Source organism: Methylobacterium sp. 174MFSha1.1 (assembly GCF_900116815.1).
Taxonomy (GTDB): domain Bacteria; phylum Pseudomonadota; class Alphaproteobacteria; order Rhizobiales; family Beijerinckiaceae; genus Methylobacterium.
In genome coordinates this window covers 12,603-28,526 of the sequence record NZ_FPCB01000004.1, presented here as the reverse complement: position 1 = coordinate 28,526, position 15,924 = coordinate 12,603, and the positions used below count along the sequence as shown (strand labels likewise).

Below are 15,924 nucleotides of genomic sequence, written 5' to 3'. Positions count from 1 at the left end.
ATAGCGGACCGCCCCATGGCGACCGGCAGCCGCTGTCCTCCCGTCGCGGCCATCGGGATGCCCGGTCGCCACCCTGCCGCGCCGGATCCCGCAAGGAGGGGCCGACGCGGCCGGCCGAGCGATATTTCGCCGCGCGAGCCTTGCCGATGCCCCTCCTCCGCCGAGGTGAGACGACACGGACGAACCCATACGGAGACCCGGAATGACGCTGTCGCGTCGCTCCCTCCTGGCCGGCGCTGCAATGCTTGCCGCCTCCACCCGCGCGCGTGCCGCGACGGATGCCGACGTCGCGGTGATCGGCGCGGGCGCGGCCGGCCTCGCGGCGGCCGCGGCGATCCGGCGGAGCGGCCACAGCGTCGTGGTGCTGGAGGCGCGCCCCCGCATCGGCGGACGGGCCTTCACCGAGACGGCGCTCGGGCCGGGGCGCAGCTTCGATGCCGGCGGGCAATACGTGCACTGGGCGGAGCGCAACCCGTGGCGCGAGATCGCGCTGGCGGCGCGCGTGCGCACCTCCGACGACGCCACCAGCCCGTGGCCGGTGCTGGTGAAGGACGGCGTCCGGGCGAGCGAGACGGAGCGGCGCCAGCGCCGGTCGGGCTTCGGCCGGGTGAGCGCGCTGCTCGACCATCCGGCCGGGCCGGACCGCTCGGTGGCGCAGGCCGTGGCGGGCGAGGACGAGGCGGCGCGGGCCGCCGCCACCGGGCTCACCCGCCTCACCCTCGGCGAGGAGCCGGACCGGGTCTCGACCGCCGATTACGACCAGCTCTGGTCCGGCGACGACATCTGGGTCGACGGCTACGGCGCCCTGGTGGCGGGCCACTACGCCGACCTGCCGGTGCGGCTGGACACGCCCGCGACGGGGATCGACTGGCGCGGCCCGGGCGTCGCCGTCGAGACGCCGCGCGGCACCCTGCGGGCGGCCTGCGCCGTAGTGACGGTGCCGGTCGGCGTGCTGGCGTCAGGGTCGCTTCGCTTCACCCCCGACCTGCCGGCGGCGACCGCTGAGGCCGTGGCGGGGCTGACGATGGGCGCCTACACCAAGATCGGGCTCGCCCTCGACGTGACCCGGCTGAGCGCTCAAGACCTCCGCGACGCGGTGATCCTGCAGAGCGGCACGCCCGGCCTCACCGCCTACCTGGAGATGCAGCCGTTCGGGAAACCCCTGGCGGTGCTCCATTGCGGCGGCGACGGCGCCCGCGCCCTGTGCGAGGCCGGCGAGGCGGCGGCCTTGAGCGTGGCGACCGACCATCTGGTGAGCGTCTTCGGCGCCGGTATCCGTGCCGCGATCACCGGAGGCCGCCTCGCCGCCTGGTGGACAGATCCGTATTCCCACGGCAGCTACTCGATCGCGCGGCCCGGTCACCTTGCCGCCCGCGAGGCCCTGCGGGTGCCGGTGGGGGAGCGGATCTTCCTCTCCGGCGAGGCCTTGGCCGGGGGCGGCGCGATGACGGTGGGCGGGGCGAGCGGGCGGCGCGGGACGTGCTCAAGCGGCTCGGGTCGTGAGGATCCGGATCGGATCAATGCAACGTCAGCCGCGGTCCGTCCGCCGGCCGGCGCTCCCAGGCCTGGACTAGGCTGCCGGCGACCCCGCCATCGCACAGGCGGCTGCTGAGATCGCAGAAGACCTGCTCGCTCACCGCGAAGTCGGTCGCCGTCTGGGCGTCGTCCGGCTCGTCCTCGGTCGAGGCGGTGAAGCGGTCGAAGGCGGCGGACATCTCGGCGAAGGCGAAGGCGACCGGCATGGTGCGGAAGATCGTGGCGCCGTCCTCCTCGATGTCGCCGGTGTCGAGGTCGCGCATCCGCACGACGTAGCCGTCGGCATGCTCGACGATCTCGTACTGCCAGTGCCGGCCCTCGCAGGCTGCCAGGATCATCGCGCCCTCCCTCTCGGCTCGGGGAGCGAATGCGGGGAAGGCCGGGAGGGTTCCGGCAGGGCAGGTCACGGACGGGCGATTCGGCCCGGATCGCGACCGAGGGGGAAGCGAGGTTTCCCCGGGGCTCAGCGTCCCGTGTAGCCGACCTCGTAGGCGGCCCGGCCGCTGACCCGCAGCGAGGTGCCGTTGCCGAGATCGATGAAGCCCGGGGCCGCGGCGCGGACCGGAGCCGGGGGCGCCTCGCGGCATTCGGGCCGGTCGGGCAGGCGGACGCCGGGCGGAGCGTCCTGCGGGCACAGGCGGGGCCGGGCGGCGCGCTCGCCGGCCGCGGCCGGCAGGGCGGCGGCCGCGAGGACGAGGGCGGCGAGGAGGCGTGCGGTCACGGGGTCGGGCTCCGAGCGGTCGGGGTCAGGATAGCGGCTCGATACCTCCGGCGCGACAGACGCTTTCAGCGCCGGCGCTGGCCCATATCCGCCGGGGTGACCGCGAGGGTGATCGCCCGCCCGTCGCGCTCGACCTGGAGCGTCACGCGGCTGCCGACGCCGGAGGCCTCGAGCGCGGCGGTGAGGTCGGCCAGCCGCCGCACCGGGCGGCCGTTCACCCCCATGATGATGTCGCCGAGTTCGCCCGTCCCCGGATCGACGCCCTGGAGCCCGGCCTGGGCGGCGGGCGAGCCCGGCAGCACCCGCACCACCACGAGGCCGTTGATGCCGAGCCTTGCTGCCGCCTCCTCGCTCGCCGCCACGATGCCGATGCCCGGGTTGGGGGTGCGGCCGGTGCGGATCAGGTTCGGCACCACCCGGTTGACCACGTCGACCGGAATGGCGAAGCCGATGCCGGCGCTGGCGCCCGACGGCGAGAAGATCGCCGTGTTGACGCCGATCAGCCGCCCGGCGGAATCGAGCAGCGGCCCGCCGGAATTGCCCGGGTTGATCGCCGCGTCGGTCTGGATCACGCCCGACAATTCCCGCCCCTCGGCGGTCGGCAGCCGGCGCTGGAGCGCGCTCACCACCCCGGTCGTCAGGGTATGGTCGAGGCCGAAGGGATTGCCGATGGCGTAGGTGAACTGCCCGACCTTGAGGTCGCCGGAGGTGCCGATGGCGATCGGCGGCGGGGCGGCGCTGACGCGGCCGAGCTTCAGCACCGCCAGGTCGTAGTTCGGGTCGGTGCCGGCCACGGTCGCGGGCACCACCTCGCCGGTGGAGAGCCGGACCTGGATGTCGCCGCCGCCCTGGATGACGTGGTTGTTGGTGACGATGTGGCCGGCCGCGTCCCAGACGAAGCCCGAGCCGGTCTGCTCTCCCCCGCCCTGCCGGCGCTCGCCGGTCTCGGGGTCGAACGACACCGCGCCCTGCTGCGCCCGGGCGAAGACGTAGACCACCGACGGCGCCGCGCGCTCGAACAGCGCCACGGTCGAGGCCTCGGCCTGCGAGAGGTCGCCCCGCGCCGTCACCGCCCGGGGCGCGTCGGCGGAGAACAGCAGGCTCGTGACGTAGGGCTGCGCCACGAACAGCGCGAGCAGCACCAGGGCGGCGGTCAGGGCGACCCGCAGGAAGCGATCGGGCACCGTCGTCGTTACTCCGGAAGGGAACCAGCTGGCGCTGGCGGGGAAGTGGGCCGGGCGGGCCTCGCGTCAATGGCCGCGCTCGGGGCGGCGCCGGCGGTGGCGGACGGCTTGCCGAACACTTTGGGCCGGCTCACCAGGGCGACCAGCGTGTAGGAGATGATCATCAGAAGGAACCACGAGCCGAATTTCTGCGGCGACACCGCCGCCCAGCCGGCGGCCTGGTGCGGGTAGATCCAGCCGCGCGTCGCCGTGCCGATGTTCTCGGCGATCCAGATGAACAGGGTGACGAGAACGAGGCCCAGCAGCAGCGGCATGCGCCGATGCACCCGCCAGACCCGGAAATGGACGGTCGCCGGGCCGAACAGGGCGATCGCCGCCGCGAACAGCCCGAGGCGCAGGTCGGTCACGACGTGCTGGGTGAAGAAGTTGAGGTAGATCGCCAGCGACAGGACGACGAGGGTCCAGAGCGGCGGGTGCCGGGTGAAGCGGAAGTCGAACAGGCGCCACACCCGGGCGAGGTAGGAGCCGACGCTGGCATAGAGGAAGCCGCTGAACAGCGGCACGCCGCCGAGGCGAAGCCAGCTCGGCTCGGGGTAGAGCCAGGAGCCCATCCGGGTCTTGTACAGCTCCATCGCGGTGCCGACGAGGTGGAAGACCAGGATGACCCGGGCCTCCTCCCAGGTCTCGAGGCGCAAGGCCAGCATCGCGACCTGGATCGCCACCGCCGCGAGGGTCAGGACATCGTAGCGAGCGAGCGGCACACCGGCCGGATAGGCCAGGTAGGTGACGATCATCAGCCCGCACAGCGCCCCGCCGAACAGGCAGGCCCAGCCCTGCTTCACGCCGAAGCGCAGGAACTCGTAGAGGCCGGCGGCGACCGGGCCGCGGGCCTGCGCCGCGTCGCCGAGGCGCGCGTCCAGGGCGGAGAACCGCGCGAGCGGCGCCCAGAGCCGCGCGGCGCTGTCCGGCCGGGGACCCGGTAAGGTTGCAGGCATGGGCGCGGGTCTCTACGCTTGGAGCCCTCCCCATACGAAAGGTCCGGAATGCTCCGCAAGCCGTCGCTGTCCCCTCGCGCCCTCCTCCTCGGCTCGCTCGCGCTCTTGGCGCTTGCGGGCAGCGCCGCCGCCTCGCCCCGCGACAGCCGGGTGGAGGCCTGCACCCGCGCCCGGGGCGACGGCGAGCGCCAGGCGCTCGGCTGCTGGCGGCTGCGAGACGAGGCCGGCCGCGGCCAGCGCATCCATGGCGGCGCCGCGGTCGCGGATTTCTACGCCACCGTGCCGGCGGAGCGGGAGGCGGCCGAATCGAAGGCCGCCCAGCGGCGGCGCGACTGGGTCCGGGCGCGGGCCCGCGGCCGGGTGGCGGGGGACGACGGAGGACGCTGAGGCGTTGTCGACCTCAGACCCCCCCGCGGCCTTCTGCGGGACCGCCATCCTGGACGGGCCCACGCGCTCACAGCCGCACCGCGAGGTCGTGGGAGAAGCGCAGGCCCAAGGCCGAGGTGGCGATCTCCGCCATGCGGTAGCCGTTGGCTGGGTCGCGGATCGTCGCGAGGTAATCGGCCGCCCGTCCGCCGTCGTCGCCGTCGAGATCCGCCCGGTCGCTGACGACCAAGCTTCCGCTACGAAACCGCTTCTCGACGAGGCGGAGGACGTCGCCGTAGGCATCCTTGGCGGCATCGAGCAGCAGGAGATCCACCGGGTCCGGCAGGTCGCGCGCCAGGGTCTCCCGCGCGTCGCCAACGCGCAGCTCGATCAGGTCGTCCAGGCCGGCCTCGACGAAATGCGCCCGCGCCCGGCTCGCCTTCTCGGGTAGGAATTCCGTCGTCACGATCCGGCCGCCGCCATTCTCGCGCAGGGCCGCGGCGATGCAGAGCGTGGACAGGCCGAACGACGTGCCGAACTCGACCACGTGGCGCGCGCCCGTAATCCGGATCAGAATGGAGAGGAGCGCCCCGAAATCCGGGGTCACCGGCATCGCCGCCTTCGCCATCGCAGCGTAGAAGTCCGGCTGGCCGTCATGCGACAGCCCGCGGTCCCGGGCGGCCTGCCGCAGGCCGGGATCGGTCCGGACAGCCTCGGTATACAGCCGGTCGAGCAGGGCCTGGAGCGGTGCGGGGAAGATCGGACGCAAGAGGGCGGGACTTTCGGGGGCAGGTGTCATGACGGGACCCGAGGCAGCGGCAGGGTGGTCCGAGCCTAGCGGCACGCTGCCCGGCGGCGTCACTCGCATTTTCCGCCGAGACCGGACGCTGCGTCTGCCGCAGCGGAAATGGCCGGTTCAGGCCCGCGCCGGCGCCACGATCGACGCCATTCTGGAGGCGTCCGCTCAGCTTCTGGAGACCGGCCGGCCGACCAGCACCAACGCCATCGCCGAGCGGGCGGGGGTCAGCATCGGGACGCTCTACCAGTATTTCGACGGCCGGGACGCGGTGGTGGCCGCCCTCAGCCGGAGGTTGCGCGAGGCACTGGTCGTCGCGGTCGGCGAGGCGGCGATCCGGGCGCGGCGCGAGCCGCGTCACGTCGGGCTGCGCCGGATCGTCGAGGCCGCCCTCGCCGGCGACATCCGCCGCCCGCGCCTGGCCGCGACCCTCGACCGGCTCGAGGACGAGCTTGCGCTCGACGCGGATCACGCCGTGGTCCAGGCCGCACTGACAGCGAGCCTGGCCGGCTACCTCGCACATCACGGTTGCGACGCCGCGGACCGGGCGGACGCCCTCGCCGACGACCTCTGCGCCGTCGCGCGCGCCCTGACCGACACCGCGCGGAGCCGCGGCGAAGCGGCCGGCGACCCGCTCGTCACGCGCATCACCCGGACCCTGCTCGCGCTCTCCGAGTGACCGCCGCGCGTGTCGGTCCCAGCTGTCTGCGAACAGGGGTTGATCGGGGACCGGTCGCGTCCCCGCGGCCGTTTCGTGAAGGACCCACCTTCCTCCCATTGGCCGCAGCGGCACCCGCCCCTATAAGTCCTGATCAAGGAACGCCAGCAACGAGAGCCGCAGGCCGATGACCCGCATCCCGGATTTCTCGGAAATCGCCTTCGCGCCGGCCGCAGGCGCCAGCCCCGCGGCGGCCGCCGCCGAGCCGTGGATGACCCCCGAGGGGATCCCGGTGAAGGCGGCCTACGGCCCGCAGGACCGCGAGGGGCTCGACCTCGCCGGCTCGTATCCGGGCATCGCGCCGTTCCTGCGCGGCCCCTACCCGACCATGTACGCGACCCAGCCCTGGACGATCCGGCAATATGCCGGCTTCTCCACGGCGGAGGATTCGAACGCCTTCTACCGCCGCAACCTCGCCGCCGGGCAGAAGGGGCTCTCGGTCGCCTTCGACCTCGCGACGCACCGCGGCTACGATTCCGACCACCCGCGGGTCTCGGGCGATGTCGGCATGGCGGGCGTCGCGATCGATTCGATCTACGACATGCGGACGCTGTTCTCGGGCATCCCCCTCGACCAGATGACCGTGTCGATGACGATGAACGGCGCGGTCCTGCCGGTGCTCGCCCTCTACATCGTCGCGGCCGAGGAGCAGGGCGTGCCGCCCGAAAAGCTCGCCGGCACGATCCAGAACGACATCCTCAAGGAGTTCATGGTCCGCAACACCTACATCTACCCGCCGGCCGGGTCGATGCGGATCATCTCGGACATCTTCGGCTATACCTCGGCCCACATGCCGAAGTTCAACTCGATCTCGATCTCCGGCTACCACATGCAGGAGGCCGGAGCGACGCAGGACCTCGAGCTCGCCTACACGCTGGCCGACGGCGTCGAGTACATCCGCGCCGGGATGGCGGCGGGGCTCGACATCGACAAGTTCGCCCCGCGCCTGTCGTTCTTCTGGGCGATCGGGATGAACTTCTTCATGGAGGTGGCCAAGATGCGGGCGGCGCGCCTGCTCTGGGCCTCCCTGGTCAAGGACTTCTCGCCGAAATCCGACAAGTCCCTGGCCCTGCGCACCCACTCGCAGACGAGCGGCTGGTCGCTGACCGCCCAGGACGTGTTCAACAACGTCACCCGTACCTGCCTCGAGGCGATGGCGGCGACGCAAGGCGGCACCCAGTCGCTGCACACCAACGCGCTGGACGAGGCGCTGGCGCTCCCCACCGACTTCTCGGCCCGCATCGCCCGCAACACCCAGCTCTTCCTGCAGCAGGAGAGCGGCACGACCCGGATCATCGATCCGTGGGGCGGCTCCTACTACGTCGAGCGGCTGACCCAGGACCTCGTCGCCCGGGCCTCGGCCCATATCCGCGAGGTCGAGGCCTTAGGCGGCATGGCGAAGGCCATCGAGGCCGGCATCCCGAAGCTGCGCATCGAGGAGGCGGCGGCCCGCACCCAGGCGCGGATCGATTCGGGCCAGCAGGTCATCGTCGGCGTCAACCGCTACAAGCCGGACGGCGACCGGGCGATCGACCTGCTGCGCGTCGACAACGGCAACGTCCGCACACTCCAGATCGACAAGCTCAAGCGCCTGCGCGCCGAGCGCGACGGACAGGCGGTGGAAGCCCGGCTCGCGGCCCTCACTGAGGCGGCCAAGGGCAGCGGCAACCTCCTAGCGCTCGCCGTCGAGGCGGCGCGGGCCAAGGCCACGGTCGGCGAGATCTCGGAGGCTTTGGAGCGGGCCTGGGGCCGGCACCGGGCCGAGATCCGGGCGATCTCGGGCGTCTACAAGCGGGAGATGGGCGGCATGTCGGCGGCGGTCGAGCGGGTGCGCGGGCTGGTCGAGACCTTCGAGGAGGCGGATGGGCGCCGCCCCCGCATCCTCGTCGCCAAGATGGGCCAGGACGGGCACGACCGCGGCCAGAAGGTGATCGCCTCGGCCTTCGCCGATCTCGGCTTCGACGTCGATATCGGCCCGCTCTTCGCCACCCCCGAGGAGGCGGCGCGCCAGGCGGTGGAGAACGACGTCCACATCGTCGGCGTCTCGTCGCTCGCCGCCGGGCATCTCACCCTGGTTCCGGAGTTGAAGCGCGCCCTCGACGAGGCCGGCCGGCCCGACGTGATGATCGTCGTCGGCGGCGTGATCCCGCCGGGCGACTTCGCGGCGCTCCGCCAGGCCGGCGCCTCGGCGATCTTCCCGCCCGGCACCGTCATCGCCGAGGCCGCGGCCGAGCTGATCGCCGAGCTGAACGGGCGGCTCGGCTACGCGCCGCGCGCGGCGGCGGAGTAGCGGGGGGCTTCTCGTCTCAAAACGGTCACGGTTTCGGCGCCTAGGCGGACCATCCTCACCCGCCTTAGTCCAGGGCCGATTCGTTGTCCGCTTTCGTCGACGCGCCTTCCCTCTCCGGCACCGCCGCCGCGTCGCGGCCGCCGCGGCAGGCCCTCAACCTGCGCTGGCTCGCCGGCAGCCTGCTCACCGGCATCACCGGCGCCGGGCTGATCGGCGTCGCGCTCTACCTCGCCGCCGCCGACGGCGTGGTGGCGACGGCGCCGGAGCGGGCGCTGCCGCCCCACGGCGAGGGCGCGGCCGGCGACGTCGCCCGCAAGGGCGACCGGCTGGTGCGCGACGAGATGATCGTGGCGGCCAAGACTGCCTTCAAGGCGCCGATGACCGAGCGCGCCGGCGAGCGCGAGGTGATCCGCGTCCACGCCTACGTGCAGATCGCCACCGAACTGCCCCTGCGCGCACCCGACGTCCCGGTGCCGCCCTTCGATCCCCTGCGCAGCGCCCGGATCGAGGCGCCGGCCGCCCCCGAGGGCGATTCGGACCCGGCCGAGACCGCCGTGACCCTGGTGCGCAGCCCGCTGAGCCAGGCAACGGTCGAGGACGACGCGCCGGCCCTCAGCGACGCCGAGGTCGATTCCCTGGTGGCCGAGACCCAGACGCTCGCCGGCGGGACGCTGCCGCCGGCCTTCCCGGCCGAGCGCCTGCTCTCCCGGGCCTTGAGGCCGGCAGCGCTCCCCGACGATCCCGGGCTGGAGGCGCGCTTCCGCAACATCGAGGTCCGGATCCTCCCCGAGAACCTGACCGAGATCGCCGAGACCGGCACCGGCGGGGACGGCGCGCGGCTGGTCGAGGAGCGCGACCTCGTGCTCGCCAAGGACCAGAGCCTCGCGGATCTCCTCAAGCGCAACGGCGCCGAGCCGGCGCGGCTCGCCGCCCTGTTGGGGGCGCTCAGCCCGCATGCGCGCGACGACCTGGCGGAGGGCCAGCACGTGCGGCTCCTGATCGCGCCGGAGGGCGACGGCCGCACCCCCGAGCGCCGCGGCATCGCCCGGGTCACCCTCTACGGCGAGGACGGCATCCAGGAGATCGTCGCGGCCAACGACCGCGGCGGCTTCGTCTCGGTGGCGCCGCCCCGGCCGGGCGCTGCGCGGGACGACGACGAGGAAGCCGGGGTCACCCTCTACGAGAGCCTGTACGGCACCGCGCTCAAGAACGGCGTGCCGCGCCCGATCATCGAGGAGATGGTCATGGCGCTGGCGACCTCCACCGACCTGCAGCAGCGCACCACCCCGGGCGACCGGGCCGAATTGTTCTTCACCGAGGACGAGGATGCAAAGCCGGAATTGCTCTACGTGGCCTTGCGCGTCCACGACGAGACCTACGGCCTCTACCGCTACCGGGTGCCGGGCTCGTCCGAGGTCGACTACCTCGACCCGACCGGCCGCTCGAGCCAGAAGTTCCTGATGCGCCGGCCGGTGGCCGAGGGGCGGATCTCGTCGCCCTTCGGTCTCCGCCTGCACCCGATCCTCGGCTATTCCCGGCCGCATAACGGCGTCGACTGGGCGGCGACCCGCGGCACGCCGATCATGGCGACCGGCGACGGCACCATCGTGTCGGCGGGCGCGCGCTCCGGCTACGGCAACCGGGTCGAGATCCAGCACGCCAACGGCTACACCACCGCCTACAACCACATGGCGCGGATCGCCCGCGGCATCGCGCCGGGCGCTCGCGTCCGCCTCGGCCAGGTGATCGGCGCGGTCGGCACCACCGGCCTCTCGACCGGCCCGCACGTCCACTACGAGGTCGCGATCAACGGCCGCTTCGTCGACCCGATGAAGATCCGCCTGCCGAGCGCCCGCGAGCTGACCGGCCCGACCCTCGCCGCCTTCCGCCAGGCGGAGGAGCAGATCGACGCCCTGCGTCAGAAGCACGGGGGCAAGACGGTGGCGGAGCGGACGTGAGGGGGCTAACCGCAAGCGCCGTCGATGAGTCCGCGCCACGGTTGGCACGCCTCCATTCCCCGTAAGCAAAAGGCTGTCCGGGGAAAGAAATGGCGCATGCTTTTCCCTCCCCCCTCTGCGGAGGAGGGTGGCGAGCGTAAGCGAGCCGGGAGAGGGGAAGCCGCTTCCGGAGATGTCGCGACCATGATGACGGCGCCACGTCCTTCAACGTCGCGCTGCCCCTCTCCCGCCCGGCTCCGCCGGGCACCCTCCCCCGCAGAGGGGGGAGGGAGAAACCCGCGGTTATCTTGAAAATTCTTCACCCGAGGTCGGCGAGCGGCACCGTGATCGCCACCAGCTCTTCTGCCTCCGGCCGCAAGGTCGCGGCCCGGGACAGCTCCGCAACATCGCGATAGACGCCTTCCGCCGGCCTCCGGCGCATCCAGGCACCACGCTCCTGCGCGTCGATCACCCAGTATTCCCGCACGCCATGCCGCGCATAGAGCGCCGCCTTGCGGCCCCGGTCGTAACGTGAAGGGCCATCGCGGCTCGCGGCGTCGGACAGCGACGAGCCTATCAGACGATGTGCGCGAGAGCACGCCATCGGTGGTTGCCCACACCCCGCTCGCGCATCCGTCAATTGACAGACACAGCCGGCCGCTTCGACATTGGTATCGCTACAAGGTGCGAACCAACGGCCCGACGGCGCCACCCCACGCGGCCGCCCCCAAATCAGCCCAACGAACGGAAGCGCCCATGATACGCCTGAACGTGAACGGCTCCGTGCGCGAGGTCGAGGCGGAGCCCGATACGCCGCTGCTGTGGGTGATCCGCGAGCAGGTCGGCCTCACCGGCACCAAGTACGGCTGCGGCATCGCCCAGTGCGGCGCCTGCACGGTCCATATCGACGGGCAGGCGGTGCGCTCCTGCTCGCTCCCCGTCTCGGCGGTCGAGCCGAACCAGCAGATCGTCACCATCGAGGGCCTGAGCGCCGACCGCTCGCACCCGGTGCAGAAGGCCTGGGCCGCGCTCGACGTGCCGCAATGCGGCTTCTGCCAGTCCGGCATGATCATGGCCGCCGCCGCCCTGCTGGCACAGAAGCCCAAGCCCAGCGAGGCCGACATCCGCCAGGAGATCACCAACATCTGCCGCTGCGGCACCTACAACCGGGTGCTTGCCGGCATCAACCTCGCCGCCCAGGGCGGCGAGACCGGCCGCGGCTGACGGGAGGCTCCGATGACGCATACCGCCTCCCCCGCCCTGTCGCGCCGCTTCTTCCTCGCCGGCTCCGCCGCCGCGGCCGGGGGCCTGGCGCTGGGCTTCGACCTGCCCTTCGCCGAGGCCGCCTCCCCGGCGGCCACGCCAGAGATCAACGCCTGGGTGGTGGTGCGCCCGGACGAGACCGTGGTGGTCCGCATCGCCCGCTCGGAGATGGGCCAGGGCACGCTGACCGGCCTCGCCCAGCTCGTGGCCGAAGAGCTCGGCTGCGACTGGAACCGGGTCACGACCGAGTACCCGACCCCGGGCCAGAACCTCGCCCGCGGCCGCGCCTGGGGCGACTTCTCCACCGGCGGCAGCCGCGGCATCCGCGAATCCTACGTCGCGGTGCGCCAGGGCGGGGCCGCCGCCCGCACCATGCTGGTCGCAGCCGCCGCGCAAGAGTGGAACGTGCCGCCCGGCGAGTGCCGGGTCGAGCGCGGCACGATCAGCCATCCGGGATCGGGCCGTTCCACCACCTTCGGCAAGGTCGCGGCCGCCGCCGGCAAGATGGAGCCCCCGAAGGACGTCCCCCTCAAGGATCCGAAGGATTGGATCATCGCCGGCAAGCCGGTGAAGCGCCTCGACACGGTCGAGAAGACCGACGGCTCGCAGGTCTACGGCATCGACCTCAAGCTTCCGGGGATGCTCAACGCCGCGATCCGCGATTGCCCGGTAGTCGGCGGCACGGTGAAGAGCGTCGATGCCTCCGCCGTGGAGAAGATGCCCGGCGTGCGCAAGGTGGTGCGGGTCGGCGACAGCGCCGTGGCCGTCGTCGCCGACACGTTCTGGCGGGCCAAGACCGCCGTCGAGGCGCTGCCGATCGTCTGGGACGAGGGGCCGAACGCCAAGGTGTCGAGCGAGACGATCGCCGCGATGCTGAAGGAGGGGCTGGACGCGCCGGAGGCCTTCGTCGGCAACAAGGCGGGCGATGCGGCGGGCGCGCTGAAGGGCGCCGCCAAGGTGGTCGAGGCGACCTACGCCTACCCGTTCCAGAACCACGCCACGATGGAGCCGATGAACGCCACGGCGCGCTGGACGCCGGAACGCTGCGAGGTCTGGACCCCGACCCAGAACGGCGAGGCGGCGCTCGCCGCGGCGGCGGAGGCGTCCGGCCTCTCGGCGCGGCAATGCGACGTCTACAAGATCCATCTCGGCGGCGGCTTCGGCCGGCGCGGGGCCACCCACGACTGGGTGCGCCAGGCGGTGCTGATCGCGAAGGAACTCCCCGGGACCCCGGTCAAGCTGATCTGGACCCGCGAGGAGGACATGACCCACGGCCGCTACCATCCGGTCACCCAGTGCCGGATGCGCGCGGCGCTGGACGAGAGCGGCAACCTCACCGGCCTGCACATGCGGATCTCCGGACAGTCGATCCTGGCCGGCATCATCCCCGGACGGCTGGCGCCCGACGGCAAGGACCCGGTGGTGTTCCAGGGTCTCAATCCCGGCGGGGCGGAGGCGGCGATCGGCTACACGATCCCGAACCTCCTCATCGACCACGCGATGCGCAACCCGCCGATCATCCCGGGCTTCTGGCGCGGGGTGAACACCAACCCGAACGCGATCTACCTCGAATGCTTCCTCGACGAGGTGGCGCACGCCGCGGGCCAGGATCCGCTCGCCTTCCGGCGCAAGCTGATGGAGAAGCACCCCAAGCACCTGGCGGTGCTGAACGCGGTCGCCGAGCGGATCGGCTGGGACACCAAGCCCCCGGCCGGCGTGCACCGGGGCCTCGCCCAGATCATGGGCTTCGGCAGCTACGTCGCGGCGGCGGCGGAAGTGTCGGTCGGTGACGACGGCAAGATCAAGGTGCACCGCATCGTCGCCGCCACCGATCCGGGCATCGCGGTCAACCCGCAGCAGATCGAGGCGCAGGTCGCCGGCTCCTTCGTCTACGGGTTGTCGGCGGCGCTCTACGGCGAGTGCACGGTGAAGGACGGGCGCATCGAGCAGACCAACTTCGATTCCTACCCGGTGCTGCGCCTCGACGAGATGCCGGCGGTGGAGGCGATCCTGATGCCGTCCGGCGGGTTCATCGGCGGCGTCGGCGAGCCGACGATCGCGGTCGCGGCCCCCGCCGTGCTCAACGCGGTCTTCGCCGCCACCGGCAAGCGGGTGCGCCAGATCCCGGCGAGCCACACGGACCTGAAGCGCGCGTGAGGGCGGGGATCCTTCTCCTCCTGCTCGCCGCGACCCCGGCGGCGGCGGCCTCGCCGCCGGGGGCCTCGTCCTGCTCGGGGTGCCACGGCGCCCCGGGTGGGGCGGTGCCGAGCCTCAGCGGTCGCTCGGCCGAGGACATTGCGGCCTCGCTCGCCGCCTTCCGGTCGGGCGCCCGGCCGGCGACGGTGATGAACCGCATCGCCAAGGGTTTCTCGGAGTCCGAGAGCCGGGCGATTGCCGATTACCTTGCGGGGGGTGGCCAATGAGCGGGATCGGTCGCCGTGCGGTGCTGGCAGGGCTCGCCGCCACCGCCCTCCCCCGCCCCGCTCTCGCGCAGGGCGCGCGGGGGAATGTCGTGGTCATCGGCGGTGGGTTCGGCGGCGCCACGGCGGCGCGGGTACTGCACCGGGCGGGCCTCGACGTCACCCTGGTCGAGCCGGCGGAAACCTACTGGGCCTGCCCGTTCAGCAACGAGGTGATCGCCGGTCTGCGGCCCCTGTCGGCGCAAGCCTTCGGTTACGAGGGGTTGCGGGCGAACGGCATCACGATCGCGCGGACCAGCGCCGAGGCGGTCGATGGCGCGGCCCGGCAGGTTCGCCTCGCCGACGGCCGGACGCTCGATTACGACCGGCTGATCCTCTCGCCCGGCATCGCGCTCCGCTTCGACGCCCTGCCGGGCTACGACGCGGCCGCCGCCGAGGTGATGCCCCATGCCTGGAAGGCCGGCGCTCAGACCGAGCGGCTCGCCCAAAAGCTCGCCGCTCTGCCGGAGGGCGGCACGGTGGTGCTGTCGGTGCCGGGCAATCCCTATCGCTGCCCGCCCGGGCCCTACGAGCGGGCGAGCCTGATCGCGTACTACCTCAAGACGCACAAGCCCCGCGCCAAGCTGATCGTGCTCGACGCCAAGGACACGTTCTCGAAGCAGAAGCTGTTCGAGCAGGCCTGGAAGGCGCTCTATCCCGGCCTCCTCGAATACGTGCCGCTCGCGGCCGGCGGCCAGGTCACCGCGGTCGATCCGGCCGCGATGACCGTCGCCACAGATTTCGAGACCTACAAGGCCGATCTCGCCTGCATCATCCCGCCCCAGCGGGCGGCCCCGATCGCGACGCAGGCCGGCGTCGCCGACCGCTCGGGCTGGTGCCCGATCGACCCCGTCACCTTCGAATCGCGCCTCGTGCCGCGGATCCACGTGATCGGCGACGCGGCCATCGCCGGGGCGATGCCGAAATCCGCCTTCGCGGCCAACGCGCAAGCCAAGGTCTGCGCCGAGGCCCTGACCGACCTCCTCGCCGGGCGGACGCCGGCTGACCCGAAGCTGATCAACACCTGCTACAGCCTCGTCGCGCCGGGCTACGGCATCTCGGTCGCCGGGGTGTACCACCCGGACAAGGGGGTGCTGGCCGATGTCGAGGGCGCCGGCGGCACCAGCCCGGTCGACGCGCCCGACACGGTGCGGCAGCAGGAAGCGGCCTACGCCGAGGATTGGTACCGGACGATCACCGCCGCGGTGTTCGGGTGAGGCGGGGCCTCGCCGTGCTCCTCGCCCTCACCCAGACCGCGCTCGCACCGGTGACGATCGTCGGCGACGCGATCCCCCTGCCGCTCGACGGCCGGACCGGGGACGCGGGCCGCGGCCGGGCGATCGCCACCGACACCCGCAAGGGCCTGTGCCCGCTCTGCCATACCGGCCTCGGCGGCAGCGCCCCGGCGGGCGATCTCGGACCGGACCTGTCCGAGATCGGGGCACGGCTCTCGGAGGGCCGATTGCGCCTGCGGCTCGTCGACGGGCGGGTCTTGAACCCCGCGACCCTGATGCCCTCCTACTACCGGACCGACGGCACGCGGGTGGCGAGCGCCTGGCGCGGCCGGCCGGTGCTGGAGGCGGGCGAGATCGAGGACGTGATCGCCTATCTCGTCACCCTGAAGGGAGGGCAAGCGACGCCATGACGGACGCCATGACT

Annotated in this window: 16 protein-coding genes; 10 read left to right on the top strand and 6 right to left on the bottom strand. The window is 72.7% G+C overall.

Going from position 1 to position 15,924, the window contains the following annotated elements; translation table 11 throughout:
* Positions 1-202: 202 nt before the first annotated feature.
* On the top strand, positions 203-1,612 hold the full coding sequence (locus BM430_RS00150; protein WP_093564128.1) for a flavin monoamine oxidase family protein: 1,410 nt from the start codon (positions 203-205) through the stop codon (positions 1,610-1,612).
* Here the strand turns inward: BM430_RS00150 and BM430_RS00145 are convergent.
* From BM430_RS00145 to BM430_RS00130, 4 genes are all read right to left on the bottom strand, one after another.
* Positions 1,518-1,874 carry a hypothetical protein gene (locus tag BM430_RS00145; RefSeq protein WP_093564126.1) on the bottom strand — a complete coding sequence of 119 codons (357 nt, stop codon included), beginning with the start codon at positions 1,872-1,874 and terminating at the stop codon, positions 1,518-1,520. The two genes, BM430_RS00150 and BM430_RS00145, sit on opposite strands and share 95 nt — an antisense overlap.
* Before the next feature lie 125 nt (positions 1,875-1,999).
* Positions 2,000-2,257: a hypothetical protein gene (locus BM430_RS00140; protein ID WP_093564124.1), complete on the bottom strand. Its 258-nt coding sequence runs from the start codon at positions 2,255-2,257 to the stop codon at positions 2,000-2,002.
* A 65-nt stretch (positions 2,258-2,322) separates the two neighbouring features.
* Complete coding sequence (locus BM430_RS00135) at positions 2,323-3,441, bottom strand: S1C family serine protease (RefSeq protein WP_093564122.1); 1,119 nt, start codon at positions 3,439-3,441, stop codon at positions 2,323-2,325.
* Between the two features lie 8 nt (positions 3,442-3,449).
* Positions 3,450-4,436, bottom strand: coding sequence for a DUF817 domain-containing protein (locus tag BM430_RS00130; RefSeq protein WP_093564120.1), 987 nt, complete (start codon positions 4,434-4,436; stop codon positions 3,450-3,452).
* A 48-nt stretch (positions 4,437-4,484) separates the two neighbouring features.
* On the opposite strand from BM430_RS00130, the gene BM430_RS00125 reads away from it, so the two are divergent.
* Positions 4,485-4,823 carry a hypothetical protein gene (locus tag BM430_RS00125; RefSeq protein WP_093564118.1) on the top strand — a complete coding sequence of 113 codons (339 nt, stop codon included), beginning with the start codon at positions 4,485-4,487 and terminating at the stop codon, positions 4,821-4,823.
* 67 nt (positions 4,824-4,890) lie between these two features.
* On the opposite strand, the gene BM430_RS00120 is transcribed toward BM430_RS00125, so the two are convergent.
* Positions 4,891-5,571: an O-methyltransferase gene (locus tag BM430_RS00120; protein WP_244539233.1), complete on the bottom strand. Its 681-nt coding sequence runs from the start codon at positions 5,569-5,571 to the stop codon at positions 4,891-4,893.
* Positions 5,572-5,599: 28 nt separating this feature from the next.
* On the opposite strand from BM430_RS00120, the gene BM430_RS00115 reads away from it, so the two are divergent.
* From BM430_RS00115 to BM430_RS00105, 3 genes are all read left to right on the top strand, one after another.
* Entirely contained in the window at positions 5,600-6,277 is a 678-nt protein-coding gene (locus BM430_RS00115; protein WP_093564114.1) for a TetR/AcrR family transcriptional regulator, read from the top strand.
* Between the two features lie 166 nt (positions 6,278-6,443).
* Positions 6,444-8,606 (top strand): methylmalonyl-CoA mutase, encoded by a 2,163-nt coding sequence (gene scpA, locus BM430_RS00110; RefSeq protein ID WP_093564112.1) that lies wholly within the window; start codon positions 6,444-6,446, stop codon positions 8,604-8,606.
* 83 nt (positions 8,607-8,689) lie between these two features.
* On the top strand, positions 8,690-10,564 hold the full coding sequence (locus BM430_RS00105) for a M23 family metallopeptidase (RefSeq protein WP_093564110.1): 1,875 nt from the start codon (positions 8,690-8,692) through the stop codon (positions 10,562-10,564).
* A 298-nt stretch (positions 10,565-10,862) separates the two neighbouring features.
* On the opposite strand, the gene BM430_RS00100 is transcribed toward BM430_RS00105, so the two are convergent.
* Complete coding sequence (locus tag BM430_RS00100) at positions 10,863-11,147, bottom strand: Uma2 family endonuclease (RefSeq protein WP_093564108.1); 285 nt, start codon at positions 11,145-11,147, stop codon at positions 10,863-10,865.
* A gap of 152 nt (positions 11,148-11,299) precedes the next feature.
* Here BM430_RS00100 and BM430_RS00095 point away from each other — a divergent pair, with 152 nt between their 5' ends.
* The 5 genes from BM430_RS00095 to soxX are packed head-to-tail and all read left to right on the top strand — an operon-like array spanning position 11,300 to position 15,910.
* The gene (locus BM430_RS00095) at positions 11,300-11,767 is read left to right on the top strand and encodes a (2Fe-2S)-binding protein (RefSeq protein WP_093564106.1); all 468 of its coding nucleotides are present in this window, start codon (positions 11,300-11,302) and stop codon (positions 11,765-11,767) included.
* A gap of 12 nt (positions 11,768-11,779) precedes the next feature.
* The gene (locus tag BM430_RS00090) at positions 11,780-13,963 is read left to right on the top strand and encodes a xanthine dehydrogenase family protein molybdopterin-binding subunit (RefSeq protein ID WP_093564104.1); all 2,184 of its coding nucleotides are present in this window, start codon (positions 11,780-11,782) and stop codon (positions 13,961-13,963) included.
* Positions 13,960-14,229: a c-type cytochrome gene (locus tag BM430_RS00085; protein WP_093564102.1), complete on the top strand. Its 270-nt coding sequence runs from the start codon at positions 13,960-13,962 to the stop codon at positions 14,227-14,229. Before BM430_RS00090 ends, BM430_RS00085 begins: the two co-directional genes overlap by 4 nt.
* Entirely contained in the window at positions 14,226-15,482 is a 1,257-nt protein-coding gene (locus BM430_RS00080) for an NAD(P)/FAD-dependent oxidoreductase (protein WP_093564100.1), read from the top strand. The genes BM430_RS00085 and BM430_RS00080 overlap by 4 nt, the downstream gene beginning before the upstream one ends.
* Entirely contained in the window at positions 15,479-15,910 is a 432-nt protein-coding gene (gene soxX, locus BM430_RS00075; RefSeq protein ID WP_093564098.1) for a sulfur oxidation c-type cytochrome SoxX, read from the top strand. The genes BM430_RS00080 and soxX overlap by 4 nt, the downstream gene beginning before the upstream one ends.
* Positions 15,911-15,924 lie beyond the last annotated feature (14 nt).